Genomic DNA, 23,609 nt, shown 5'->3' on the forward strand with positions numbered 1-23,609 from the left:
AACGGTTTATACTGAGGGCATGACTGCCTTTTCTCTCATTCCACACGGTATGCATCACGTCACGGCCGTTACTGCCAACGCACCTGCCAATCACGCCTTTTATGTGGGCGTTCTGGGCATGCGCATGGTCAAAAAGACTGTAAATCAGGACGACCCCAGCGCCTACCACCTGTTTTTTGCCGATGGTGCAGGCAATCCCGGCAGCGACCTGACGTTTTTCGAGTGGCCTGTACCGCCGGAAACGCCGGGCAACAATTCTATTTCCAGAACCAGTTTGCGTGTGCCAGACGGCAGCCTGACATGGTGGGCCGACTACTTGGCGGCACAGGGCATAAACACGACCCACAGCCAACGCGCAGGCCGCGCGAGCCTCGATTTTACCGACCCCGAAGGCCAACGCCTCAGCCTTCTGGAAGGTGGCCCCAGCGGGCAAACGTGGGCTGCCAGCGTCATTCCCGCCGCCCATCAGATTGCTGGTCTCGGCCCCAGCGAACTGACCCTGCCCAGCCTTTTTCCCACCGACCGTGTGCTGACCCGTGTGTATGGCTTGACCGCCGCTGGCACGTATCCCGATCCGGCCAATCCAGCCCATACCATTCACGTGTACCAGATGGCAGAGGGCGGCCCACACGCCGAGCTTCATGTGCAGATTCGGCCCGATTTGGCCCCGGCGCGGCCCGGTGCAGGCGGCGTGCATCACATTGCCCTGCGCGTTCACGATGACCAATACCACGACTGGAACGCCAAATTAGGCAGCTTGGGCCTCCGCACCAGTGGGGAAGTAGACCGCCATTGGTTCCAGTCCATCTACTACCGCGAGCCGCAGGGCATTCTGATCGAGCTTGCCACCGATGGCCCCGGCTTTGGCGTAGACGAGGACGCCGATAAATTGGGAGAAAAGCTCGTGCTGGCCCCCTTTCTGGAGCCTAAGCGGGCGCAGATCGAAGCTGGGTTAAAGCCTGTCGGGTGAATTGGAAATAGAGAAAGGCCGCCCCGATTAGAGGCGGCCTTGTTTAAACGAGCTTATAGACAATCAACTACCGGGATACCTTGTGGAGCTTTGAGTTCGTTACTCATAATCCCACTGGGAGTGTATCCAGAGATGGTTACAAATGTAGTTCCTTTGTTGACGGGGTTAACAATGATGGCCTGAGCTTTGAGTGCCTGAGCCGAAAGTCCAGATTTTTTGAAACTCAATGGAGCCATATTTGGCCCAAACACATAGCTGAATACGTCATTGCCAGAGGAGTCAGGAGAAAACTGTCCAGTGGACTTGGGAAGGACGCCACCCTGAGAACCTTCAAATCTAACATCCAACTGGGCCAATGTGCCAACCCAACTTACGTCCATAAGCACAGTTGTATTCCGATTATCACAGATGACGTACTCAGGCTTCGTACCGCCGTTTCCGTCGGCGACATTGCGATACCAATCAGTCGTATAAGAATTCAGGGCAGTGATCGTTACTGGCCCACCTACATCAACTGTCACACCGCAACTTGCCAACGCTGCGCTCAATCCGACCAGTCCCAGCAACAATTTCTTCATACCCCTACTGTCACGCATCAAGCTGATGTGGACGTGATGTGTCCTTAAGGCCTCTTGAGACTCTCTAGGGGCGCGGGTGTGTGAGCAATCTTGACATCTTCAGCGTACCACGTGAACAAGCCGTCATTTATGGCCTCTTAAGTCTTCCCTCATGCCCCACATCAGGGAAAGCCGCGCTACACTTGCGCCTAAGCATGGCTTCCGTTGATTCTCAAGTTGTTTTCGTCGTCTCGCGGGATCGTTCCCGTGCGTCACTTCTCGCTTCTGCATTGCCTGTTGCCCAGGTGATTTACATCAGTGATGCCGAGACCCTTCTACGTGAAGCGCATGTGAGGCCGCCTCATGTGGTGCTGCTGTACACCGATACGCCCGGTGTGCCGCTGGCGCAGGTGCTCCCGCTCCTGCGGCAACGGGCAGAGTTGGCGGGCACACACTGGCTGGCAGTGGGCACGCAGGGGCTGGGGGCGCTGTTGGTCGCCGGAGCCGACGCCCTGATCAGCGATACAACGCCAGTAGAGGCAGTCGCCACGCAGGTGAAAACGATGCTGTGGCGGGCACAGCAGCACCACGAAACCCAAGAGCGGGTAGCGCAGTTGCAGCGCCGCATGGATACCTGGGAACACGAGGAACGGATTCGGGATCAGCTGGTGCATATGCTGGTGCACGACCTGAAGAACCCGATTGCCGCCGTGATGGGCCTGCTGGAAGTTGTAGAAGACGATTCCCGTGTGCCCGACGATTCCCGCGACCTGATTAAAGTGGCCCGCGACGAAACCCAGCATTTGCTGCACCTCGCCGTGAATATGTTGGATGTCCGCAAGATTCAGGCCGGAAAGATGAACCTGCGCCGCGAACTGATGTTCAGCCCGATGTTTTTGGAAGTCATCGAACTCTCGCGCGGCGATGTGGGCAGCGGCCTGCGTGACCGTCATGTGCGGGTAGAAGTGGAACCTGGCCTCAGCCCCGCCAGCGCAGACCCCGAAATTCTGCGCCGCGTGATGGCTAACCTGATCAGCAATGCCATGAAGCACACCACCACAGGCGGCGTGATTACCCTGATCGTGCGGCAGGGCAAAGAGGACGTGCAATTCGTGATCCGCGACGATGGCGAGGGCATTCCCGCCGACGATATTCCCAACCTGTTCGCCGCTTTCGAGCAGAGCCGCCTGACGCTGCATGGGCGCTTTGATACCGGGATGGGTTTGGCCTTTTGCAAGCTGGCGATTGAGGAACACGGCGGCACCATTTTTGTGGAATCCGAGCGGGGCAAGGGCGCGACCTTTACCTTTACGCTGCCACTGGCTCAGGACGGCGACGACGAGGATTTTGCCGAATTGCTGAATTAGAGCATTTGTCATAAAGAGACCTTCTTTATGACCGAGCGGAGCGAGTGAATTTAGACGAGCAGTACGGAGAATGGAGCGACCGGAAGTCTGTTTTTCCGGTGGCGTAATTCGGAGGGCTGCTCTAGGCCTGTATGGAGAAGGGAAATAGGGCTGCAGGGTGGAAGACGGCTCCACTGCGCCCCCGTTTTTACCTTCTCCATACGGTTCTTCGCGTTTGGGGCGGCGGCGCGTTAGGCTGATCCTCTACCCAAGGAGACAGCATTTATGACCCAAGTTGGAGCCACGATTGAAGATGCGAACCAAGGATTCCGCGCCCTGCGGATGGTGAAAGATGAGGCGGGCATTCGGGCCGAGTTTCAAACTCTGCCGTTGTCGGCCCTGCCTGAAGCAGACACGTTGGTACAGGTGCAGTATTCCAGCCTGAACTACAAAGACGGGCTGGCGGTGGCAGGCAAACCCGGCGTGCTCCGCAGTTACCCGATGACTCCGGGCATCGATCTGGTCGGCAAGGTCATCTCCTGCGAATCGGGCCAGTGGCAACCGGGCGACGCTGTGATTCTGACGGGCTGGGGCCAGGGCGAGCGCACCGATGGCGGCTATGCTCAGCGGGCGCGGGTGCGCTCCGAATGGTTGGTGCCTCTGCCACCCGGAACCACCCCCCAGTGGGCCATGAGCGTGGGCACGGCGGGTTTTACAGCCATGCTGGCGGTATTGGCCCTCGAAGATCACTGCGTGACGCCGGACAGGGGAGAGGTGCTGGTCACGGGCGCGGCAGGCGGCTTAGGCAGCGTGGCCGTCGCACTCCTGGCCGCCGCAGGTTTTACTGTGACGGCCAGCACAGGCCGACCCGCCGAGGCCGACTATTTGCGGAGCCTGGGGGCCGCCAACGTTATCGGGCGCGAGGACTTGCCTGCCCTGAAACGCCCGCTGGAAAAGGAGCGCTGGGCAGGCGTCATAGACAGCGTGGGCGGCGCAACGCTGGCCGGAGCCATCGCCTCGACGCGTACGCACGGCGCAGTGGCGGCCTGCGGCTTGGCGGGCGGCAGCGACCTTCCGACCAGCGTGTTTCCCTTCATTTTGCGCGGCGTCATGCTGATCGGAATAGATTCGGTGACTTGCCCCATGCCCCGCCGCCAGGCTGCATGGGAACGCCTGGCCCGCGACCTGCCCGCCGAACAGTTGCAGGCCATGACCCAGATTCACCCGCTAGAAGACGTGCCCGCGCTGGCCCAGCAGATTCTGGCCGGACAGGTGCGCGGGCGCGTGGTCATCGAGGTCGGGGGCTGAGAAGATAAGTTTCGGGCGGTCTAAGGGTAAAGGGTCTAAGGAAGGGCAAACGCTTCCGCCCCAACACCTTAGACCCTCATCTTTAGCTCCTTAGGCTGCTAGGCCACCCCCGCTTCAGTTCCCCACCGTCAGCGTTCCCACATCGGTAGTGGGCGTGTTCGGGCCAAGGTTCCCGCTGCGTTCCTGCTTGGCTTCGCCCACTTCGCCGTACACGCCGTTGCTGTTCAGGTCGCGGCCTGCCACCACCCGAAAGGTGCCGTCGGGGAGCAGGGCGGTAAAGCGGCCCAGGCTGTCCAGCACAGGCTGATAGGAGTTGCCCAGCGAGTCTTGCAGGCGCAAGCCCACACTGTTGCTGGTGGCGGGCGCGTTCAGGGCAGCGGCGGCGTTGATCATGCCGGAGCCGAATTGGGGATCGCGTCCTGCTGCGCCGAGGTCGGTGGCGGTGGCGTTCAGGCGGGCCAGGGTATCGGCGGGCGACGTGGTCACGCCTTTGCTGAGCAGTAGGGCGGCCAGGGCAGCCACCTGCGGCGCGGCCTGACTCGTGCCTGCTTCGGCCATGTAGGCGGGCTGATTGCGGCCATAATCCCAACCCGTAGACAGGATCATGTCGGGGAAGGCGGCTCCGTTGAACGTGCCGCCATTGAAAGAGGTAGGGCTGTTGGGGTCGGTGCCTCCGGGCGCACTGAGTTGCACGGCGTCGTAGGCGCTGCTGTAGGGCGCGTGCTCTGGCGCACTGGCCCCCGAAAGCGACACGCTGCCCACCGAAACGGCTGCCGAACACGCGGCGGGATAGGTAGGCACGGTGTTGCCGCCGTTGCCCGCTGCGGCCACCACCAACGCCCCGGCAGTGCGGGCTTCGGCAATGGCGTCACACATGGGCGCGGCATCGGCAGCACTGATCTCTCCGCCGAGGCTCAGATTGATGACCTGTGCCGGGTGAGGGTTGGTGGTGATTGCAGGCACGCTCAGGCCCGCCGCGTAGCGCACCGAGAGGGTCACGTCGGCCAGTGTAATGTCGCCGTTCACGTCGATGGCCCGGATCGGCAGCACTTTGATGGGCGCGAGATACGACGCACCGACCACGCCGCTGGTGCTGCACGCGGGGCAGCCCACCGGCGCAATCGTGCCCCAGCGAGCGGCGATGATTCCGGTCACATGGGTGCCGTGGCTGTCTACCGCCCTATTCTGTACCCGCTCCGGTGTGCTGGGGTCGGTAGGATCGGTGTCCAGACCGTTGCCGTCGCCGTTGCCTGCTTCGCTCAGCACGTCCAGCGCACCTTCGCCCGGTTGCCACAGTTGCCCCGCCAGATCTGGATGATCAAAGCGCACGCCGGAATCGATGACCGCCACCGTAATGGGCCGGGTGTACGCGCCGCCCTGCATGTCGCGCCACACGGCCCCGTAGCCCATCAGCGGATAGGCCCACTGCAAGCCCGCGTACTGGTCGCTGGGAATCACGGGCGCGGCGGCCTGCTGGCGCAACACGGCATTGGGCACAGCGTATTCCACATTCGGATCGGCCCGGAGTGCAGCGAGCGCAGGCGCAACTTCAGCCGTCTGAAGCAGGAGTTCGCGGCCACCCAGATTCCGGCGCTGGGCGGGCGAGATTCCCAAGCGGTTCAGCAGGTCAGCAGAGCGTTGCAAGCCCTGGAACTGCCCCGGAGATAGCTGCGTTCCGAGGGTCTGAGCATTCAGAGTCTTGCCGTCTAACACGGCGTTGTGGGCGGTGGTGGCCCGGTACTTGACGATTACGCCCCGTGCATCGGTCAATGCCGGAGTCTCTATCTCTTTTTCGCCCAGTTGAATATCGGCTCCACTCACGCTCAGGCTTTGGGCCGCCGCGCCGTCCAGCACGCGGCCTGTCAGGGTGTAGTTGTCTGCCGTCACCCTCCAGGTCACGGTGCCGCTGGCCGTGCCCGCTGCCCAACTGAGGATCAGATCGCCGCTGAGAGTGGGCACATTGGCCGCCACCGCCGCCATCTGCACGCGGTCTGCGGTTACGGTCAGATTCACGTCTCCGGTGCCCGCTGTTGCCGAGACCGCTAGCCAATCGGGAACATTCCGAACATTCCAGGTGCCGCTAAAGCTCTGCGTGGCTGTGCCCGACAGCGCCGTACCAAGGTTCACCGTCTGGTTGCTGAGTCGGCTGGGGCCGGGAGCCGGAGTCACGGGCACTTCGGGCGGCACGACCACCACGGGCGGAGGCACCACTGGGGCTGGATCGGATGTGCAGGCCATCAGCGACAGGGTCAGCAGGGCAGCCAGAGGCAAACGCAGAGGCACAGAGCGGTTCATTGCCCCTAGATTCGCATATTGGTGTTACGCCAGACTGACAAAATCGCACCATAGCCCGGCAACATGCGCGCCGACCTCCGAATCTGCACGGACAAACCTGTGCCTCAGCATGCATCATGGGCGGCGTGCCCAGTGGACGAGTTCATAATCTGATCAATGTTGCCGCGTATTCCGTGTTGGCGGGCGGCGTTTTGCTGGCTTCGGCCCAAAACGTCGTGGCTGTTTCGCCCACGCAAGCCGTGTATTTCTCGCTGGCCTACGCCGCCGGAACCTTCCTGCTCTCGCCCGATCTGGATTTGGCCGAGGGCCACGTGAACAGCAAACGCTATTGGGGCGTGCTGGGCTTTTTGTGGGCCCCTTACGGCATGATCTTCAGTCACCGGGGTATCTCTCATACGTGGGTGGTGGGGCCGCTGACCCGGCTGGCCTACCTCGCCATCATGGTGGGCATCGGGGTCGGCCTGATCTCGCTGGTCTTTCCCGGTGTGCGCCTGCCCACCTTCCCGCAAACCCTGAACGTCGCAGAACTCTGGCCTGCGCTGTGGCCGCTGCTGCTCGGCTATTACCTCAGTCAATGGCTGCACCTGATGGCCGATGGCGTGCGCCCCGATCATGGGATGCGGCACAGCATGAGGAAGATTCGCAAGCGTTTTTAGGGGCGGACGCTGAGAGAAATTTGTGCCTGAAAAAACCGACTTATGCTGGCTTTTCTCCACAAACTGAGCTCTGCCATTCAGGCCAAAAAAACCGCCCTCTCCGGGCGGCGTGAATGGCAATGTGTGGGCAGGCTCAGGCAGCGAGTATGGCTGAAATGACGTGAATATTGCGGCCCTCATGCAGTTGGCGCACGATGATCTGCCTGAATTCGTTGGCGTCTTCCAGTCCGATGTCTTCGATCAATCTCACAAAATCACGTTCGCTCAAGAGGTTATAGCCTTTTGGTTGCGCCAGCACGAAGTAAGAAACCAACTCTTCAAGCTTCAGATGTGTCATGTGTTCAGACATTCTAAACCTTTTTTGAGGACAAAGCGCAAGTTCCCAGCCCGATTGAGGCTATCCCTGACCTTAAAGTCCCGCCTCAACAGACTTTTCTCCATAAAGGGTCATTTATCGAGTCTTTATTTTGGTGAGTAATATTGATGGTGGAGCACAAAGTGAAGAGGCTTCCTAGTACGGTGCGCTGGAAACGGCCACCGGTTACGCACGCGTTACGCCAGAATCTTATGACCAAACGAAAAAACCCCGCCAGAAGCGAGGTTTTGTGGTGGGCGGTGAGGGATTCGAACCCCCGACCCGTCGCGTGTAAAGCGAAAGCTCTACCGCTGAGCTAACCGCCCCACCCGACTGGACTCCCCTTTTCAGGATCATCCGGCCCCACATGGTAGGGACTGCGGCGCAAAACGTCAAGCGGTGGGCTGGGGCGTTGCAGTGGGGAGAGCGGGATCGGGCGGGAATTGCACGCCGCCAAGGGCCGTATTCAGGTGGGCCGCCAAGGCCATCAGGCGGGCGTCGCTTCCGGCGGGACTGGTCAGCAGGATGCCGCAGGGGGGCGCGCCTTGCAGCGGCACGGGCAGCGCGAGGCTGGGATAGCCCGCTTTGGCGACGATCCCGTAGCCGTGAATACCGGGGAACACGATGGCGTCCAGACCCTCGGCATACAGGGCGTCCAGGCCGCGTGTCGCACTCAGGTCAAGGTCGCGCTGGCGGGCGTGCGCGTAGCTGCGTTCGCTGAGGTCGCCGCGTGTGCCGTTGGCCGCATGCAGCAGCGTTTGGCCGTAGGGGGCGAGGCGGGCCGGGTCTTCATCAATCTGATCCAATAGGTCAGCCATGGAGTGCGGGCCGTGCTGCACGCCGCTCAGGTAGGCATTCAGGGTCGCCTTGAACTCGTATTCCAGCACCTCCAGATGCCAGCCCGCCACCTCGGCGCGGGTGGGGAAGTTGAGGTCGTGCAGGGTCGCGCCTGCCGCCTTCAGGTGGGTTTCGGCCACCGCCAAGGCCGCCGTTTCTTCAGGCGTCAGGTGCGGCTCATCCCGAATAATGCCGATGTGGGCGCCTTCTAGGGCATTGCTGGCAAGAACCATGTCGGGCACAGGCAGGCGGCGGCTGGCGGCGTCCTGTTCGTCGGGGCCAGCCATCACCGACAGCAGCAGCGCCGCGTCGCGCACCGAGCGGGTCAGCGGGCCAGCCGTATCCTGACTGGAACTGATGGGCACCACGCCTGTACGCGGCACCAGCCCTACGGTGGGTTTGACGCCCACCACGCCGCTCTGGTGCGCTGGACTGACGATGCTGCCGCTGGTTTCGGTGCCGATGGCCGCCGCACACAGCCGGGCCGCCACTGCCACGCCGCTGCCGCTGGAGCTTCCGCCCGTATCGCGCACGCCGCCGCCCGGCAGCACCTCGTTCCACGGGTTCACCGTTTGGCCGCCCGCGCCACTAAACCCGTTGGGCATCCCCAGCGTCATGAAGTTGGCCCACTCTGTCAGGTTGGCTTTGCCCAGAAACACCGCGCCCGCCGCCCGCAACCGTGCCACCAGCGGCGCGTCGGTGGGCGGAATGTGCGCCAGCATCAGCAGGCTTCCGGCGGTGGTCGGCAGGCCCGCCACGTCAATGTTGTCTTTGATCAGCAGCGGCACGCCGTGCAGCGGCCCACGCTTGGCTTCCGGCAAGGTATCCAGTTTCGCGGCGTCGGCTTCGGCCTGTGGATTTACAGTAATGACCGCGTGTAGGCGCGGATTGTGTGCATTCAGGCGCGAGAGATAGGCCCTTGTTACCTCGCTGGCGGTCAAGTCGCCCCGGCGCGTGGCGGCGGCCAACGCACACACGTCGAGATCTAGGATCGGATCGGGCAAAAGGGAAGTTAGGGACACGGGTAAAAGTGTAGACCGGAGCCAGAATGATTGTGTACTGAATGAAGAAGTTGGGGCCGAGCGGTCTTCACCTTAGAGTCTCACCTCTGGCCCAATTCCAGACCACTTTCGGCACGGCGGCGGTCTGTGCGCTAGCCTCGCAGGCATGAGTCACGGCGAGATCGGTCACACTTCTGAACCTACTGAAGCACCGCAGGGCGTTATGGTGGCTTTTCAGGGCAATCCCGGCGCATACGGCGAAATTGCGGCGCTGAATGCCGTCCCCAACACGGCGCACACTCGCGGCTATCCTACCTTTCATGAGGTGGCCCGCGCCGTGGAATCGGGCGAGGCCGACTTTGGCGTGCTGCCTGTCGAAAATAGCCTAATGGGGGCCATTCATCAGGCCATAGACCTGCTCTCGGATACCGAACTGCACGTGATCGGTGAAGTGGTGGTGCGCGTGAGCCACTGCCTGATGGCGCTGCCGGGCGTAGCACTGGAGGACGTGCGGCGCGTATCGTCGCAGCAGCCCGCGCTTGATCAATGCACGGGGCTGATTCGCAAGCACAACCTTCAGCCCGTGGCTGCCCACGACACGGCGGGCAGCGCCAAAGACCTGGCTGCACGGGGGGCACGCGATGAAGCCGTGATCGCCTCGGCCCGCGCCGCCGAGTTGTACGGCCTGAATATCTTGGCCCGCGAAATCGAGGACGAATCGTTCAACTACACGCGATTCATGATCCTGTCCCGGCATGAGGGCGAAATTTCGGACGTGCCACACAAAACCAGCCTGATTTTCGCAGTACGCCACACACCCGGTTTTCTGGTAGAAACCCTGAACGAATTGCGCGGCCTCAACCTCTCGCGCATCGAGTCGCGCCCGCGCCGTGACCGGGCCTGGAGCTACCTGATGTACATAGACATCGAGGGCGACGCCCGTGATCCGAAAGTGGCTCAGGCGCTGGCCGGGGTGCTGCGGAAGGCCAGTTATGCCCGGATTATCGGCAGTTACCCGGTAGCGCAACATACGGTGGGGTAAGTTCCAAACTTGGAGTCTGTTTTCAAAGGGTCGAATACATTCCCGGGTGGCGTGTAGAACAGGTTTAGCTCTACTCCTATAGACTCCGGTTGAATCCCGACAGTAAGTTTTTCAGGTCGATTTCCGGAGAACCACTGCCCGAACCCCTATTCAACCTGCTCTTAGGCCGAATCAGACAGGGCGCACCAGCACGCTGTCTCCGGCCCGCAGCCCGGTTCTCATGAGAAGATCGGTGGGAATCAGGAGTTGTGCGCCCAGATCGAGGCCGCCACGCACAGGCAACGTGTGGATTTTTCCAGTGTCGTCGCGAATAGCGATGTGTTGCGGAGGGCGCACCAGGTCATCCTTCCAGCGCTTCAGGATCAGGTCGTCGATCACGACCACGCCGCGGACTTCACGGGTGACCGTCACGTTCAGGCGGGCCACGCGGGATTTGCGCGGCGTGAGAAGGCCCATCCTGATCAACTTTGCCAGCATCCGGCGGGCGGCGGGGTCGGTTGTCAGGTCGGACAGGGGGCGCTGGGCCTCGACCTGGCGCAACACGTCCTGTTCTTGCAGTGTCCAGCGCATGGCGGCCACGCGCTGCGGTGAGGGCAGGCGGGCGGGGCCATCAAAGAGCGGCGTGTGTTCTGGCGAACCATCCAGCGCTTCAAACGCCACCTCGTCCAGTGTGGCGTCCAGGCGGGGCGCAGGGTGGGTCAGGCCGTCATCGAAATGAAATCGCCCCTGTGCGTCAAGCAGCAAGTTGACCAAGGCGGGCACGCCCTCGACACCTTCAAATTCGAGGTGGCGCACCCGCCCTTGTTCGAGCCAGCACTGAAAAAGACCATCTGGCCGATGCACAGAAAGAGCGCCTGTTTTGCTGCTTTCGGAAAGCATATACAGCAATTCCAAAAAGTCAAAGGTTTCAAGGCTGGATGTAGATTTGGTCATAGATGCGCAGGGTGAAGCCTAACAGAGACTTTCACAGGTTTTCTCACGTTTCCCTGACATTGCCAGTTGGGACACCTCGGTAAATGTGTACAGGGACGCCCAGACAGCCGAATACAGGCAAAAGACTCGTGCAACACGCCAAATTGAAATTTGAACACAGGCTTAAACTGCCTGGCAGTTCCCCCAGTCAACTAGAACCTGTTTGGTGATGGCATGAATTCAGCCCCGCAGGAGGTGCGAAAAGTCTGCTCCTTCCAGTTCGGGCAGTTCTTTGACACTGGATAAGCCAAACTCCAGCAAAAACTTGTCGGTGGTACCGTACAGCAGCGGCCCACCAACGGCGTCGCTGCGGCCCAAAACCTTTACGAGTTCGCGCTCTTGCAAGGTCACCACGGTTCCGGCACTCGCGCCGCGCATGGCTTCTATTTCGGCCCGCGTGACGGGTTGGCGGTACGCGACAATAGCCAACACTTCCAGCGCAGCGGCGCTAAGAGCAGGCAACGGCGGCGGCGACAGGAGGGGCGCGAGGTGCGCGGCGAGGGCGGGCAGCACCACCAGACGGTAGCCGCCCGCCACCGCTTCCACGGTAAATCCGGCGTCGGCGTCGGCCAAAGCCTGCCTGTAGGTGGTCATGGCCTGCACCGCCGATTCGGGGGGAAGGGTTAGCAGTTGGGCCAGTTCCGCCACTGTTACGGGGCGTCCGGCGGCCAGTAACGCCGCGCCGATCAGGGCAGAAGGGGTGGGGCCAGAAGAATTGGGGCCAGTCATGTCGGAGAAGCCAGATGTATGCCGACCCGCGCCAGAGCTTCGGCCAGCAGCGGGTAAGGCAGCCCGCCTTCACGCAGCACCAGCGCCGTCTGCTGCGGTTCGGCAGGCAACTGAATGACGGTACTGGCGATCCCGGCGGTTTGACCTGAACTGGAATGGCCGTCCTGATCGCTACCGGGCAGCAGCAGATCGGCCAATGCGTAGGCCTGTGCCTCGGCAAAAGTGCGGGCGGCAGGTTGCCCGCTGGGATTGAGGCTGGTGGTGGCGAGGAGGCCGCCGCATTGGGCCAGCAACGACTGAATTACAGGGTGATCGGGCACGCGCACCCCCACCCAGCCGCCAGGTGCGAGGTCAGGCGGGCAAGTGGAGCGCGCCGCAGTCACCACCGTGAGCGGGCCGGGCCAAAAGGCGGCCACTGCGTCAAGCCCGGCATTCCAATGGGCAACTGACTGCACCGTTCGTAGACTTGAACAAGACACCTGAATAGGCTTGCCTCTCTCCCGGCCCTTGCGGAGCGTCAGCGCCTGTACCGCGTCCGGGCGCGCTGCGTGGGCCGCCAATCCCCAGACGGTTTCACTGGGATAGCCGACAATCTGCCCCGCTTCCAGGGCGAGGATGGCCTGCCAATACTCCGGCGAGAGGCTTAAATGAGGGTTGGCGTGTGGTTGCGGCATCGTCTGGTTCCTTTCCAAATTCAGCAGGCCCGGTCTTCATCCCCTCAGGCTCCACCTGGTTGTCTGTCATGGCCCTTTTGTTCTTGGGATTCTAAGCCGCGCAGCTCTGTAAGGTACGGGCAAGACCCTCCCGACTATACTGATCCTATATGCCGGTCTTCGAATATCGCGTCCGGGACCAGAGTGGCAAGGTCCTAAAGTCCCAGATGGAAGCCGAAACCCTCAATCAGGTGCGCGATACGCTGCGCTCTAAAAACCTGATGATTGTGGAGATCAAAGCTCCCAAAAGCGGCATCAACGCCGACATCAAGATCCCCGGACTCACTGACCGTCCACCCGGACTGAAGCAAGTGGCGATTTTTAGCAAACAATTGGCGACACTTATCAATGCAGGCGTGCCCCTGGTGCAGTCGCTTGCTATTTTGCAGCGTCAAATTGAAAGTAAGAATTTTCAAGCCATTCTCAAAATTTTGCGCAATGACGTAGAAAGCGGTACGCCTCTGAGCGAAGCGATGGCCAAGCACCCCAAAATTTTTAACCGACTGTATATCAACCTTGTGCGTGCGGGTGAGACGAGCGGCACGCTGGACAGCGTTTTGGAACGAATTGCCAGCTTTCAGGAAAAAGAGTTGGCCCTGCGAGGGAAGCTCAAGAGCGCTTTGACTTACCCAGTCGTGGTGTTGGTCTTCGCTCTGGGAATTACCTACTTCCTGCTGACGACCATCGTGCCGCAGTTTGCGGGAATCCTGGCACAATTGGACGCCCCCCTTCCCCTAATCACTCAACTCTTGATGGCAGTTTCTGATTTTCTCCGCAATAGTGGCTTGCTCGTTTTTGTCTTCATCGCAGCCTTCGCATTTGCATACCGCTGGTATTACAAGACTCCGAAAGGTCGCATGGTCATCGATGACATCAAGCTGCGTCTTCCTGTGTTTGGCCCGCTGATCAAGAAGAGTGCGATCAGTTCTTTTGCTCGTACATTTGGTTTGCTTATTGGGAGCGGAGTTAATATTATTGAGAGTCTTGAAATTACCAAGGGAACAGCCAACAATGCTGTCGTTGAAGAAACGATTGAAAATGCCAAGAATGTGGTGATGGTGGGCGAGCAGATGAGTTCAAGTTTGGCAACCAGTAAAGTCTTCCCCCCTATGGTCGTTAGCATGGTATCTATTGGAGAAGAGACAGGCGCTCTTGATACCATGTTGGGTAAGGTAGGCGATTTTTATGATCGCGAAGTGGATGAGGCAGTAGACAGTTTGACAGCCGCTATTGAGCCTCTAATGATTGTATTCCTGGGTGGAATTGTAGGTACGATTGTGGCGGGTATGTTCTTGCCGATGTTTGCCATTATTGGGCAGCTCACGCAATAGTTGTTGTCGCGTGCCATTTAGAATGAGCATTTCTGCCAACTAAATGAGCACTCAACTGATTTCAATTGTCGGCCTACGATAGATAAATAATTGATCGACGTCTCTAAAATCCAACCTGATTAGTTGGTCGAGCTGTGGTCTTACGGAAGCGGATAGCCTGAATCTATATGCAAGATTGGTATATTGACACGCCATATTTAGCGTATAAGTGAAGCCTGTCCCTTGAAACACAGTTACGGGTTCATATAGATAGTGGGAGTACATGCGACTGAGCACTTCGCCAAGGCCATCGCCGCTGAGCGTCAGAGTTACTCAGTTTAAAGGTGACTTTAGGTTAATTAATGTAGAATCATCTACAGCACCTAAGTCTGACGCGTTAAACTTGACCTATGTTCACTCCCGCCTTGCTCAGGTTCCGTTCCAGCCGTTGTGCTGGAGCCTGATGCGCCCTCTCCAAGTTTTATTGGTCGATGACAATCCGGCGGCACGTGGGCTGGCCGAGGAAGCCTTTTCGTTGTCCGGGCAACCCTGCGAAGTCACGATGATGGAAAGCGGTGACGACGCGCTGGCCGCCCTGATGGATAAAGACGGAATTCGGCCAGATGTCGTGCTGCTGGATATTAATATGCCCGGTATGGACGGGTTCGCCGTGCTGGAAGCGATGAAGGCGCAACCACATCTTCGTCCGATTCCAGTGGTCATGCTGAGCGGTTCCTCTGCGCCCCAGGATATTCGCAAGGCTTATACGCTCCATGCCAACGCCTATCTGGTCAAGTCAGTAGAGTTCCAAGCCTTCCTGACCCAGATTGAAGATTTTGTGGTGTTCTGGACACAGGCCCGCCTGACGACCCGGCCCAACGACTCGGCGTATTAGGGCCGGAGCTTCAGGCAGCGTCAAATTCGCCTACCGTCGTCACCCCGATAAACTGGCGGGTTTTATGGGGCACGGCAAACAGCGACACACCTTCATCTAAGAGCAAATGAGGCTCTGGCACGCGGTCGCCTACCCAAAACGGCAGCCGCCAACGCTTGGAGAAAGCAGACTGGATAAAGCCTCCGTGCGAAATGAAGCCGCCGATTCGCACCGAATCATCGAAATACACGAGGCGGCGAAGAGCGTCTTCGGTGGGGACATCGGCAAAGCGGGCCAGTTCCCACACCGCCCGCCCGGAATAGCCGCAGTGTCCCAAGATGGCCTGCACCAAGGCTTCGGGCATCAGCAGGCGGTCTGCTCCATGATCGGCCAAGACCTCCAAGTGCGCCTGCATATCGGGCACACTCGCGTGATACCAGCGAATAATGTCTTCGTAGCTGGGGTCGCCGGACTGGGCTTCTGCCGTCAGCAAGTGACTGATTTCATGGGCCGCCTCGCTCCGGCGCTGGGGCGCAGAGGCGTCGGCCCGCACATAGACCACCCGTTCGGGCGTCGCCAAACTGTCGGGGCCGACCCGGTAGTGCATCCCCAATCGGCGGGCAAGTTCGGGCATCTCTGGGGTAAATTCTGCCTCGGCATGGCGAGCGACGTGATACATGAACAGATCGTGCAGCACGTCATCCATCACCCTGACTCCTGCATCACTCTGACTCCGGTGGATCGAACTCGTGGCGGTAGCGCAGAAAGAGGGCCAGCCAACCGTCGGGCGTGGTGGGGCGGTGTTTGTGGTGCAGACGGTGCAGATAACGGGGCCAGCGCGGTTCGGCCAGCGCCGCGAATTCAGGCTGACCGCTGTAGAGGCACACAGCCTCCTGAAGTGCGTCGGGCAGGGGTTCCGGCACAGGCTTGGGCACGCTGCGGTACCCCCGCGCCGCTGCGCTGAATGCCTGTGCCGGCGCAGTAGGTGAAGCGGTTGGCGTAAATAATCCGGTGCGTTCATGCCACTCTTCCAGCGAGTATCCCAGTACCGCGCGCACGGCTTCCCGCACTTCCAACGACGCCCGCGAGAGTGCCGCCGTGCCCCGTTCCAGCTTGTTCAAATAATCCGGCGTGATGTGCTGGCCGTGCTTCTCCATCTGCGCCACGAACGCCGGACGGTTCAGCCCTAACTCCAAGCGCCGCCCCTGAACGAGTCGTCCATGCTCTGTGGCACGCGGATCGGCTTCCCGCACGGATTTGGAGATGGGAGCAGCCTTAGCAATCGTCATCCGTAACCGCCCTGACACCGAATCTGTTCCCAACCCAGTCTGGTGCATTCATGCCAGGAGTGTAAATGATCGACGTCGAATTGGGTAGAGTTCCCGCCCAAGTTGGGATTATATTAAGATTGACACATGGTAGATACAGTCTTATTCTATTCCCAGATCAATCCAAGCGGTGGGCAGTCCTTGTTGGCCGATTTAATGGGTCTGTCAATCTGTGATAGTCGGAGAATTTAGCCGCAGACTTGGGAACACTTCAAGAATAAGATTCACCAGCCCATCACTCAGCACAGAGGAGCCAGCCATGACCGGAACAGACCTCGCCGCCGTATTACCGCTGATCGCCAAAAGTGGGGCGGCCACTGTCGTTATCGCCCTGCTGTTCGGCCTGTCGCACGTCATTCGTGAGTGGCGCGGCGGCAGCGTTTCCGAGCAAAAAGAACATGACACCCAGCAGCAATTGGCCGAAACGGAAGCCCGCCTGCAAGTGGCCGAAGCGCGTGTGCTGACGCTGGCGCAGCAAAATCATGACCTGCGTTATCAGCGCGATTCTGCGCGGGTGCGGCTGGAATTTCTGGAACTCAAGCACGGCGAGCAGCCCCGCAGCGTGTGGCCTGTGGATGGGGATGTAAAGCGGGTCTAGCTCTCTGTCTCGTCCGCAAGCTCCTGCGCGGTGGCGTCAATCGTGGGGTGGCGCTTTTCAAATTGGATGGTCAGCACTCCGGCGCTCAGGCGGGCCTCGCCGCTCTGGGGCAGCACGGCTTCCGGAAATGTCAGCGTGCGCGTAAATCTGCCCCCCGAACGCTCGGCGCTCAGCACCCGCCCCAGCGCGGCGTCGGGCGCGGGCCGCTCGCCCTGAATGGTCACGGTGTCGTCTTCTTCCGACAAGGCCAGCGTATCCAGATTCACGCCCGGCACGTCCAGCAGCAAGATCAGGTGAGAATCGCCGTCTATCCAGTCGGCGGCAGGCGTCCACGGGCGGGCGCTCCCCAGCGTCTCCACCTCTTCGCGCAGGTTCATCAGCTGTTGCAGGCGGGCAAGCACAGGCTCATTCATAGGCCCAACGCTACTAGACTTCTGGGTGTGATGTCTGTCCCGCCTGTCCCGCACCTTCCTGCTCTGCCCATTCTGGCCGCTCCCACCGCTGCCGGAAAAACGGCACTGGCGCTGCAATTGGCGGCCCAGCATGATCTGGAAATTATCGCCGCCGACGCTTTTACCGTGTACCGGGGCCTGGATATCGGTACGGCCAAGCCCAGCGCCGCCGAACGTGGGGCCGCGCCGCATCACCTGTTGGATGTGGCTGACGTGCAGGAAGAGTATGACGTGGGCCGCTACGTGCACGATGCTGAGGCGGCCATTGGTGGCGTGCTGGCGCGGGGAAATATCCCGCTCATCGTCGGCGGCACTGGGTTTTACCTGAGCGCCCTGACGCGGGGATTGCCGCTCACGCCGCCCTCCGAGCCAGAGATGCGGGCCGAGGTAGAAGCTGACCTCGCCGCACGCGGGTTGGACGCGCTTCTGGCCGATATTGCCGCTGCCAACCCCGCTGAGGCCGTGCGGATGCAGCGCAACCCCCGCCGCGTCGTCCGGGCGCTGGAAGTGTACCGCCACACTGGGCGCTTTCCCGGCGAGTTTGGCCGCACGCAGCCAGCATTTTCCTACCAGGTCACTGCCTTTACCCGGCCCGCCGCCGAGTTAGAAGAACGCATCAGCGGGCGCGTGGGCACAATGCTGGCGCAGGGTTGGCCCGAAGAAGCGGCATGGTTGGCCTCCCACCTCGATCCAGAAATCTTGCCCCGGCCTACCGCGTGGCAAGCCCTCGGCTACCGCGAGGCATTGGCCGTATCGCAGGGCAATTTGACCGTGCAGGCCGCGCAACAGGTCATTACGCTGGCGACCCGCCAATATGCCAAACGTCAACTGACTTGGGCACGCACGCAGTTGGCCGCCCCACCCATTACGCCTGCACAGGCCGCCGAGTCGCTGACGGCTCAGCTGGCCCAGTGGCCTACCGCACAGTGGCGTCCAGCACGTCCGATTTAGCCTCAGCGAGCCACGAAATCTTTACACCCTGTTCAGTGTTGGCCGCCCTGCCTAAGCGTGTGCCCCGCTCCACCGCAGCACAGGCTAAACTCAGAAGTGAGTTACACCTCATTTTCAGGCGGTACGTTAGCGGAACCGGGGGGCCAGCTGGCCTCTTGGTCAGCCGGTTCTCACACACGCCTGCGCGGGCCTGAAACCGGGGCCGCGTTCCGGCAGCACCAGCATTAGGGGGAAAGCACATGAAGCCGAGAGTATTGGGCATGATTTTGGCGGGTGGGCAGGGGTCACGGCTCGCGCCGCTCACGCAAAAGCGCAGCAAGCCCGCCGTGCCGTTTGGCAGCAAGTACCGCATCATCGATTTCGCCATCAACAACTTTATGAACTCGGGCATGTTCAGCATTTACGTGCTGACTCAGTACAAAGCCCAGAGCCTCACCGAGCATATTCAGCGGGGTTGGCGCTTCGGCACCTTCCTCAGCGACTATTTTATTACGCTGGTGCCCGCGCAGATGTACCGCCTGGAAGAGCTCGGCCCCGTGTGGTACCGGGGAACCGCCGACGCCGTGTACCAGAACATGCACCTGATCGACAACTACGACGCCGACTACGTGGCGATTTTCAGCGGCGACCACATCTACAAGATGAACGTGGAGCACATGCTTCAGACCCACATCGACTCCCGCGCCGACATCACCATCGCGGCCTACCCGATGCCCCAGAGTCAGGCGCACCAGTTCGGCGTGATGCACGTGAACGAGCGCTGGAAGGTCACCGACTTTTTGGAAAAACCGAAAGACCCGCCCAGCATTCCCGGACGGGAGGGCGTGAGCCTGACCAGCATGGGAAACTATATTTTCAGCCGCAAGGCGCTGGATGAACTGCTGGAAACCAGCATGTCGGGCGGCGAGGAAGGCTTCGACTTCGGCAGCGACGTGATTCCGCGTGCCCTATCGGACGGCTATAATGTCATGGCCTACGATTTCCACCGTAATCCCATCCCCGGTCAGGCTGGCCCCAACCTGTACTGGCGCGACGTGGGAACGCTGGACGCCTACTTCGAAGCCAACATGGATCTGGTCACGGTCAACCCGGAATTCGATATTTATAACCCCGAATGGCCGCTGCGAACCAGCAGCGAGTTTTCTCCGCCCGCCAAGTTCGTCCACGAGTCCGATGGGCGCACTGGGCAGGCGTTCAACAGCATCATGGCCGGGGGCACCATCATCAGCGGGGCCACGGTTAGAGACAGCGTCTTGGGCCGGAATGTGCGCCTGCACAGCTACGCCGTGGTGGAAAGCTGCGTGCTGTTCGATGACGTGGAAGTGGGCCGCCACGCCCGCCTGAACCGCGTGATCGTGGACAAAGACGTGGTCATTCCGCCCGGAACCGTGATCGGTCTGAACCGCGAAGACGACTTGGCACGGGGCTTCACCATGACCGATAGCGGCGTCGTGGTGGTCTCTAAAGGCTATACGTTCTAAATTCCGCTTGAACTGAATTCAGCCCCACAGCAGAGGCAGGCGCATCGGCATAAGTGCGCCTGCCTCTGCTGTGGTTATCTCCATCTCATTTCGGCTGTGACGCTCCCTTCATTGATGCCCCCGTAGACTGAGCAACGTGAAATTCCGCACGTCCTTGACCCTTTCCCTCCTGACTGCTGCTCTTGGCGCGGCTCCTGCTGGGGCGCTAACCCTCACGGTGGAGAGCCAGATTAAAGTCACTGGCCCCGCCGCAGTGGGTGGCCTGGCGTGGCTGCCGGGCGGCTCGCGTGCCTTGTGCCTGGGCAACCGCCTGCTTGTGCTGGACGGTATGGGCAAGGTGTCCCGTCTCATCCCCACCGGACAAGCGGCCTGCCAAAGCCTGAACGTGAATCTGGCTGGAACGTTGGCGGCAACCTCGGCGGGCGGCACAGTGAACATCTGGCGCTTGGGCGACGGCGTGCGCGTGTCCCAACATCCCACCGGGCCTCTAAGTGGGTCTGGGTTCGCCTCAGACAGCGACCTGTTGCTGGCGACTTCAACTGGAATTGACCGCCTGAACGTGCTGACCGGGGCGCGGCGAGTGGTTCAGAACACCCCTGTGACCGCCCTGTTCGTGGCCCCGGATGGGGTGCGGGCGGTGGTGGGTTCTGTGGTCGGTACAGGGGCCGCCGGACGCGGGCGGGTGCAACTGATCAACACGACCACGCTGGCGGTGCTGTCTGGAACCATGTGTGACGCCCTTTGCGTGCCCCAAAATGCCCAATTCGGTGTCAATGGCCGCACGGCTGCGGTGAGGGCCGGGTCTGTGCTGCTGTCTCTGCGCGAGGGCTACCCCAGTTCTACCGTCGTGCGCGGCCTGTCTGTCTCTACTCCAGCGTCCGGGTTCCCATTGCCCGATTCCTCGGTGCTGACATTTTTAGACGGCAACGTCGAATCCCGCGATTTGCAAACGGGGCGCAGGGAAAGGCAGTTGCCCCTTCAGGGCGTGTTGGCCCAGCCCGTCAGCCTCTCCGGGCCAGGGCGGATCTCGGCCCTGACAGACAGCGGCGACCTGCTCAGCGCTGATCTCACCTTCCGTGACGTGCAGCGTGTGCCCCTGCCCGCCGTCCTGCTCGGTGGGGGAGAGGGCGCGGCGCTGCTGCCTTCCGGCGAACTGCGGGCGGGTGCAAAAACGGTATCAGGCGGCTTTGCGGCGGTGCAGACCATGAACAAAAGCACCTGGACGCTCGGCGTTCTCTCGGAGGAGCGGCAGGAAGTGGGCCTGTTGTCGGGTGGCGCAGTATCGGGCAGTACAGTGCGGGTGCTGACCTCTGTAGCGGCGGCGGAGGGTGCACAAGCCCGCCTGAGCGTGAACCATTGGGGCAATCACACGCTGGCGTGGAGTGCGGCGGGTGTCACTGCAGTTTCGCAGGCCAGCGGGAAGATGGTGGCGACCCTCAAGCCCAGTGCGCTGAACCTGGCCCCGGCGGTGTTGGCCGCCTCCGTGCTCACGCTCTCGCCCGACGCTGCCCGCCTGTTCGTGCTGCCTGCTGCCCCCAACGCCGCGCCGTTCGTGTACACGCTCGCCACCCGCCAACGCGCCCCAATGACGGTTGTGGATCAAAGCGCCAACCTGTCCTATACCTCACTCCAGATCAGCGGCAAAGGTGCGCTGGCACTGGGTTCTGTGACTGTGGATCAGGTGGCCCAGAGCATCATGGCAGAAGTCGGCCTGTACCGCTCCGGCGAACCCCGTCCCTACGCCACAATCAAGGCCAATCCGGACGCCACCCGCCAGAACCAGCACCGTTGGAGTCCAGATAGCAGCTTGCTGGCCCTCGTGAACGCCGATGAGCGCGGCTTCCGCATTGATTTGATAGACGCTGCCACAGGCAAAGTCGCCGCCAGCACTCCGCCTCTTGCCCATGCCCCCGCCTTCTTGTCTTGGTCGCCAGACAATGCCAGATTGACGGTTGGCGCGGGCCTGCTGGACGCCCTGAACGCAGTGACGGTGTTTGGCGTAAAACCCTAATTCGGGGCTGTAGGACATAGGTGGTCGAAAAAGATGAAGTGTGGATCGTAGGCAGTGGATAAACCACGATCTGCGATCCACACTCCACGCACGCTTTTACACCATCGCGGGTTCTACGTATTCCCCGTACACGCCCTTCAGCACGTCCATCTGCTCGCCCAGCGTCACATATGCATGGGCACATTCCAGAAACGCAGGCATGGAATTGGCTCCGGTGACGGCGGTGTCCCTCAGAGCGGCCAACGCTGCGGCGGTGCGGGCCGGGTCGCGTTCGCGCCGAACCCGTGCCAGCCGTGCTTCCTGCACACGCTCCACTTCCGGGTCGATCAGTTGCAGCGGCACCTGCACGGCGTCCTGCACAAAGTCGTTCACACCCACGATGATTCGGCTCTTTTTCTCCACTTCGCGCTGGTAGCGGTAGGCCGCCTCAGCCATTTCCAGCTGGAAAAAGCCGTTGTCGATGCCGACTTCCACGCCGCCCATCGCGCGAATCTGTTCGATGTAGCCCAGCGCGGCAGCTTCTATGTCATTGGTCAATTTTTCCACGTAATAGCTGCCCGCCAATGGGTCAACCACACCCGCCACACCCGTCTCGTAGGCGATGATCTGCTGCGTTCTGAGAGCAATAGTCGCGGCTTCTTCGGTGGGTAGGGCCAGTGCCTCGTCGAAGGCGTCGGTGTGCAGGCTTTGCGTGCCGCCCAGCACAGCGGCGAGTGCCTGAATCGCCACCCGCGCAATGTTGTTCAGCGGCTGCTGTGCGGGCAGACTCACTCCAGCGGTCTGGGAATGTGTTCTCAGCATCCACGATTTGGGATTTTTTGCGCCGTAGCGGTCACGCATCTGCCGCGCCCAGATACGGCGGGCCGCCCGCAACTTGGCAATTTCTTCAAAAAAGTCGTTGTGAATGTCCCAGAAAAACGAGATGCGCGGCGCGAATTCGTCTATATCCAGCCCGCGCTCCAGCGCCTTCTCTACATAGTGAAAGCCGTCGGCCAAGGTAAAGGCCAACTCCTGCACGCCCGTCGCGCCCGCTTCTCTGATGTGATACCCGCTGACCGAAATAAAGTTCCATCTCGGCACCACTTTGGGGCCCCATTCAAAGGTATCGATGACCAGTTTCACGCTGGGCGAGGGCGGATAGATAAATTCCTTCTGAGCAATAAACTCTTTGAGGATATCGTTTTGGATGGTTCCGCCGATTTTGGTCAGGTCTTTACCTTGCTTTTGGGCGTTGGCAATGTACATGGCCCAGATTGCATTGGCGGGGCTGTTGATGGTCATAGACGTGGTGACCTGTTCTGGGTCAATGCCCTGAAACAAGATTTCCATATCGGCAAGGCTGGCAACGGCGACTCCGCATTTGCCCACCTCCCCTTTGCTAAATGGATGATCGGAGTCGTAGCCCATCAGCGTGGGCAAGTCGAAGGCCGTACTCAGGCCTGTTTGTCCGGCCCGCAAGAGTGCACGAAAACGCTCGTTGGTCTGTTCGGCACTGCCAAAACCCGCAAACATCCTCATCGTCCAGAGTTTGCCCCGGTACACGCTGGACTGCACGCCACGTGTATAAGGAAATTCGCCCGGATAGCCGAGGTCGCGCTGTGAATCCCAATCATGTAGATCGTCTTCGGTATAAATCGGGTCGGGTTCCATATCCGACAGATTTTTATGGTTGTATTTGCGCTCCGGGTGTTTGGCAACGGCGGGCTGATATACACTTTGCAGCCATTCATTCTTGGTGCTTCGGCGGGCGTTGGGGGGCTGGGTCATGGGGAAACCTCCGGGGTGGGGAAGACTAAAAAACAAACGCTCGTTAGGTGGTCTCT

Annotated in this window: 22 protein-coding genes and 1 tRNA gene; 11 read left to right on the forward strand and 12 right to left on the reverse strand. The window is 60.6% G+C overall.

Translation table 11 applies throughout. The features are described from left to right. The first annotated feature begins 19 nt into the window (after window positions 1–19). Window positions 20–970 (forward strand): ring-cleaving dioxygenase, encoded by a 951-nt coding sequence (locus M1R55_RS13450; protein WP_249392251.1) that lies wholly within the window; start codon window positions 20–22, stop codon window positions 968–970. A gap of 53 nt (window positions 971–1,023) precedes the next feature. On the opposite strand, the gene M1R55_RS13455 is transcribed toward M1R55_RS13450, so the two are convergent. Then, the gene (locus M1R55_RS13455) at window positions 1,024–1,548 is read right to left on the reverse strand and encodes a hypothetical protein (protein WP_249392252.1); all 525 of its coding nucleotides are present in this window, start codon (window positions 1,546–1,548) and stop codon (window positions 1,024–1,026) included. A 194-nt stretch (window positions 1,549–1,742) separates the two neighbouring features. Here M1R55_RS13455 and M1R55_RS13460 point away from each other — a divergent pair, with 194 nt between their 5' ends. Both M1R55_RS13460 and M1R55_RS13465 read left to right on the forward strand, forming a co-directional pair. Then, window positions 1,743–2,894, forward strand: a complete 1,152-nt coding sequence (locus M1R55_RS13460; RefSeq protein ID WP_249392253.1) for an ATP-binding protein — start codon at window positions 1,743–1,745, stop codon at window positions 2,892–2,894. Between the two features lie 264 nt (window positions 2,895–3,158). Beyond that, window positions 3,159–4,181 (forward strand): MDR family oxidoreductase, encoded by a 1,023-nt coding sequence (locus tag M1R55_RS13465; protein WP_305880266.1) that lies wholly within the window; start codon window positions 3,159–3,161, stop codon window positions 4,179–4,181. A gap of 114 nt (window positions 4,182–4,295) precedes the next feature. On the opposite strand, the gene M1R55_RS13470 is transcribed toward M1R55_RS13465, so the two are convergent. Next, window positions 4,296–6,476, reverse strand: a complete 2,181-nt coding sequence (locus M1R55_RS13470; RefSeq protein WP_249392254.1) for a S8 family serine peptidase — start codon at window positions 6,474–6,476, stop codon at window positions 4,296–4,298. A 116-nt stretch (window positions 6,477–6,592) separates the two neighbouring features. Here M1R55_RS13470 and M1R55_RS13475 point away from each other — a divergent pair, with 116 nt between their 5' ends. Further along, a complete protein-coding gene (locus M1R55_RS13475) occupies window positions 6,593–7,132 on the forward strand; it encodes a metal-binding protein (protein WP_249392255.1) in 540 nt (179 codons plus the stop codon). A gap of 133 nt (window positions 7,133–7,265) precedes the next feature. Here the strand turns inward: M1R55_RS13475 and M1R55_RS13480 are convergent, their stop codons facing one another. The 3 genes from M1R55_RS13480 to M1R55_RS13490 form a co-directional block, all read right to left on the reverse strand. Further along, the gene (locus tag M1R55_RS13480) at window positions 7,266–7,469 is read right to left on the reverse strand and encodes a hypothetical protein (RefSeq protein WP_249392256.1); all 204 of its coding nucleotides are present in this window, start codon (window positions 7,467–7,469) and stop codon (window positions 7,266–7,268) included. Between the two features lie 269 nt (window positions 7,470–7,738). Continuing rightward, a tRNA-Val gene (locus M1R55_RS13485) sits at window positions 7,739–7,813 on the reverse strand. Window positions 7,814–7,879: 66 nt separating this feature from the next. Continuing rightward, window positions 7,880–9,346, reverse strand: a complete 1,467-nt coding sequence (locus M1R55_RS13490; RefSeq protein WP_249392257.1) for an amidase family protein — start codon at window positions 9,344–9,346, stop codon at window positions 7,880–7,882. A 145-nt stretch (window positions 9,347–9,491) separates the two neighbouring features. Between M1R55_RS13490 and M1R55_RS13495 the strand changes: the two genes are divergently transcribed. After that, a complete protein-coding gene (locus M1R55_RS13495) occupies window positions 9,492–10,367 on the forward strand; it encodes a prephenate dehydratase (protein WP_249392258.1) in 876 nt (291 codons plus the stop codon). Between the two features lie 171 nt (window positions 10,368–10,538). Here the strand turns inward: M1R55_RS13495 and M1R55_RS13500 are convergent, their stop codons facing one another. The 3 genes from M1R55_RS13500 to M1R55_RS13510 all read right to left on the reverse strand — a co-directional run bounded on the left by M1R55_RS13500 (window position 10,539) and on the right by M1R55_RS13510 (window position 12,742). Then, complete coding sequence (locus M1R55_RS13500) at window positions 10,539–11,300, reverse strand: DUF4388 domain-containing protein (protein ID WP_249392259.1); 762 nt, start codon at window positions 11,298–11,300, stop codon at window positions 10,539–10,541. Window positions 11,301–11,519: 219 nt separating this feature from the next. Then, window positions 11,520–12,068 carry an SMC-Scp complex subunit ScpB gene (gene scpB / locus M1R55_RS13505; RefSeq protein WP_249392260.1) on the reverse strand — a complete coding sequence of 183 codons (549 nt, stop codon included), beginning with the start codon at window positions 12,066–12,068 and terminating at the stop codon, window positions 11,520–11,522. Continuing rightward, entirely contained in the window at window positions 12,065–12,742 is a 678-nt protein-coding gene (locus tag M1R55_RS13510) for an L-threonylcarbamoyladenylate synthase (RefSeq protein ID WP_249392261.1), read from the reverse strand. Before M1R55_RS13510 ends, scpB begins: the two co-directional genes overlap by 4 nt. Window positions 12,743–12,891: 149 nt before the next feature. On the opposite strand from M1R55_RS13510, the gene M1R55_RS13515 reads away from it, so the two are divergent. Beyond that, window positions 12,892–14,112 carry a type II secretion system F family protein gene (locus M1R55_RS13515; protein WP_249392262.1) on the forward strand — a complete coding sequence of 407 codons (1,221 nt, stop codon included), beginning with the start codon at window positions 12,892–12,894 and terminating at the stop codon, window positions 14,110–14,112. Between the two features lie 442 nt (window positions 14,113–14,554). Beyond that, window positions 14,555–14,986: a response regulator gene (locus tag M1R55_RS13520; RefSeq protein WP_249392263.1), complete on the forward strand. Its 432-nt coding sequence runs from the start codon at window positions 14,555–14,557 to the stop codon at window positions 14,984–14,986. 10 nt (window positions 14,987–14,996) lie between these two features. Here the strand turns inward: M1R55_RS13520 and M1R55_RS13525 are convergent, their stop codons facing one another. After that, the gene (locus M1R55_RS13525; protein ID WP_249392264.1) at window positions 14,997–15,671 is read right to left on the reverse strand and encodes an ImmA/IrrE family metallo-endopeptidase; all 675 of its coding nucleotides are present in this window, start codon (window positions 15,669–15,671) and stop codon (window positions 14,997–14,999) included. A 16-nt stretch (window positions 15,672–15,687) separates the two neighbouring features. Further along, the gene (locus M1R55_RS13530; RefSeq protein ID WP_249392265.1) at window positions 15,688–16,254 is read right to left on the reverse strand and encodes a hypothetical protein; all 567 of its coding nucleotides are present in this window, start codon (window positions 16,252–16,254) and stop codon (window positions 15,688–15,690) included. A gap of 298 nt (window positions 16,255–16,552) precedes the next feature. Here M1R55_RS13530 and M1R55_RS13535 point away from each other — a divergent pair, with 298 nt between their 5' ends. Further along, a complete protein-coding gene (locus tag M1R55_RS13535) occupies window positions 16,553–16,891 on the forward strand; it encodes a hypothetical protein (protein WP_249392266.1) in 339 nt (112 codons plus the stop codon). Here M1R55_RS13535 and M1R55_RS13540 read toward each other — a convergent pair. Beyond that, complete coding sequence (locus tag M1R55_RS13540) at window positions 16,888–17,304, reverse strand: Hsp20/alpha crystallin family protein (protein WP_249392267.1); 417 nt, start codon at window positions 17,302–17,304, stop codon at window positions 16,888–16,890. The two genes, M1R55_RS13535 and M1R55_RS13540, sit on opposite strands and share 4 nt — an antisense overlap. A 30-nt stretch (window positions 17,305–17,334) precedes the next feature. On the opposite strand from M1R55_RS13540, the gene miaA reads away from it, so the two are divergent. The 3 genes from miaA (at window position 17,335) to M1R55_RS13555 (ending at window position 21,786) form a co-directional block, all read left to right on the forward strand. Continuing rightward, window positions 17,335–18,294 (forward strand): tRNA (adenosine(37)-N6)-dimethylallyltransferase MiaA, encoded by a 960-nt coding sequence (gene miaA / locus M1R55_RS13545; protein ID WP_249392268.1) that lies wholly within the window; start codon window positions 17,335–17,337, stop codon window positions 18,292–18,294. Window positions 18,295–18,533: 239 nt separating this feature from the next. Continuing rightward, window positions 18,534–19,775, forward strand: coding sequence for a glucose-1-phosphate adenylyltransferase (gene glgC / locus M1R55_RS13550; RefSeq protein WP_249392269.1), 1,242 nt, complete (start codon window positions 18,534–18,536; stop codon window positions 19,773–19,775). A gap of 136 nt (window positions 19,776–19,911) precedes the next feature. Then, on the forward strand, window positions 19,912–21,786 hold the full coding sequence (locus M1R55_RS13555) for a hypothetical protein (protein WP_249392270.1): 1,875 nt from the start codon (window positions 19,912–19,914) through the stop codon (window positions 21,784–21,786). A gap of 96 nt (window positions 21,787–21,882) precedes the next feature. On the opposite strand, the gene M1R55_RS13560 is transcribed toward M1R55_RS13555, so the two are convergent. Beyond that, a complete protein-coding gene (locus tag M1R55_RS13560; protein WP_249392271.1) occupies window positions 21,883–23,553 on the reverse strand; it encodes a methylmalonyl-CoA mutase family protein in 1,671 nt (556 codons plus the stop codon). Between the last annotated feature and the right edge of the window lie 56 nt (window positions 23,554–23,609).

The sequence above is a fragment of the Deinococcus sp. QL22 genome (genome assembly GCF_023370075.1).
Taxonomy (GTDB): domain Bacteria; phylum Deinococcota; class Deinococci; order Deinococcales; family Deinococcaceae; genus Deinococcus.

Excerpts from the sequence above, each read along its gene's own strand:
- M1R55_RS13450 (WP_249392251.1), top strand. The coding sequence starts at position 20 with ATGACTGCCTTTTCTCTCATTCCACACGGTATGCATCACGTCACGGCC.
- M1R55_RS13455 (WP_249392252.1), bottom strand. The coding sequence starts at position 1,548 with ATGAAGAAATTGTTGCTGGGACTGGTCGGATTGAGCGCAGCGTTGGCA.
- M1R55_RS13460 (WP_249392253.1), top strand. The coding sequence starts at position 1,743 with ATGGCTTCCGTTGATTCTCAAGTTGTTTTCGTCGTCTCGCGGGATCGT.
- M1R55_RS13465 (WP_305880266.1), top strand. The coding sequence starts at position 3,159 with ATGACCCAAGTTGGAGCCACGATTGAAGATGCGAACCAAGGATTCCGC.
- M1R55_RS13470 (WP_249392254.1), bottom strand. The coding sequence starts at position 6,476 with ATGAACCGCTCTGTGCCTCTGCGTTTGCCTCTGGCTGCCCTGCTGACC.
- M1R55_RS13475 (WP_249392255.1), top strand. The coding sequence starts at position 6,593 with ATGGGCGGCGTGCCCAGTGGACGAGTTCATAATCTGATCAATGTTGCC.
- M1R55_RS13480 (WP_249392256.1), bottom strand. The coding sequence starts at position 7,469 with ATGACACATCTGAAGCTTGAAGAGTTGGTTTCTTACTTCGTGCTGGCG.
- M1R55_RS13495 (WP_249392258.1), top strand. The coding sequence starts at position 9,492 with ATGAGTCACGGCGAGATCGGTCACACTTCTGAACCTACTGAAGCACCG.
- M1R55_RS13500 (WP_249392259.1), bottom strand. The coding sequence starts at position 11,300 with ATGACCAAATCTACATCCAGCCTTGAAACCTTTGACTTTTTGGAATTG.
- scpB (WP_249392260.1), bottom strand. The coding sequence starts at position 12,068 with ATGACTGGCCCCAATTCTTCTGGCCCCACCCCTTCTGCCCTGATCGGC.
- M1R55_RS13510 (WP_249392261.1), bottom strand. The coding sequence starts at position 12,742 with ATGCCGCAACCACACGCCAACCCTCATTTAAGCCTCTCGCCGGAGTAT.
- M1R55_RS13515 (WP_249392262.1), top strand. The coding sequence starts at position 12,892 with ATGCCGGTCTTCGAATATCGCGTCCGGGACCAGAGTGGCAAGGTCCTA.
- M1R55_RS13520 (WP_249392263.1), top strand. The coding sequence starts at position 14,555 with ATGCGCCCTCTCCAAGTTTTATTGGTCGATGACAATCCGGCGGCACGT.
- M1R55_RS13525 (WP_249392264.1), bottom strand. The coding sequence starts at position 15,671 with ATGGATGACGTGCTGCACGATCTGTTCATGTATCACGTCGCTCGCCAT.
- M1R55_RS13530 (WP_249392265.1), bottom strand. The coding sequence starts at position 16,254 with ATGACGATTGCTAAGGCTGCTCCCATCTCCAAATCCGTGCGGGAAGCC.
- M1R55_RS13535 (WP_249392266.1), top strand. The coding sequence starts at position 16,553 with ATGACCGGAACAGACCTCGCCGCCGTATTACCGCTGATCGCCAAAAGT.
- M1R55_RS13540 (WP_249392267.1), bottom strand. The coding sequence starts at position 17,304 with ATGAATGAGCCTGTGCTTGCCCGCCTGCAACAGCTGATGAACCTGCGC.
- miaA (WP_249392268.1), top strand. The coding sequence starts at position 17,335 with ATGTCTGTCCCGCCTGTCCCGCACCTTCCTGCTCTGCCCATTCTGGCC.
- glgC (WP_249392269.1), top strand. The coding sequence starts at position 18,534 with ATGAAGCCGAGAGTATTGGGCATGATTTTGGCGGGTGGGCAGGGGTCA.
- M1R55_RS13560 (WP_249392271.1), bottom strand. The coding sequence starts at position 23,553 with ATGACCCAGCCCCCCAACGCCCGCCGAAGCACCAAGAATGAATGGCTG.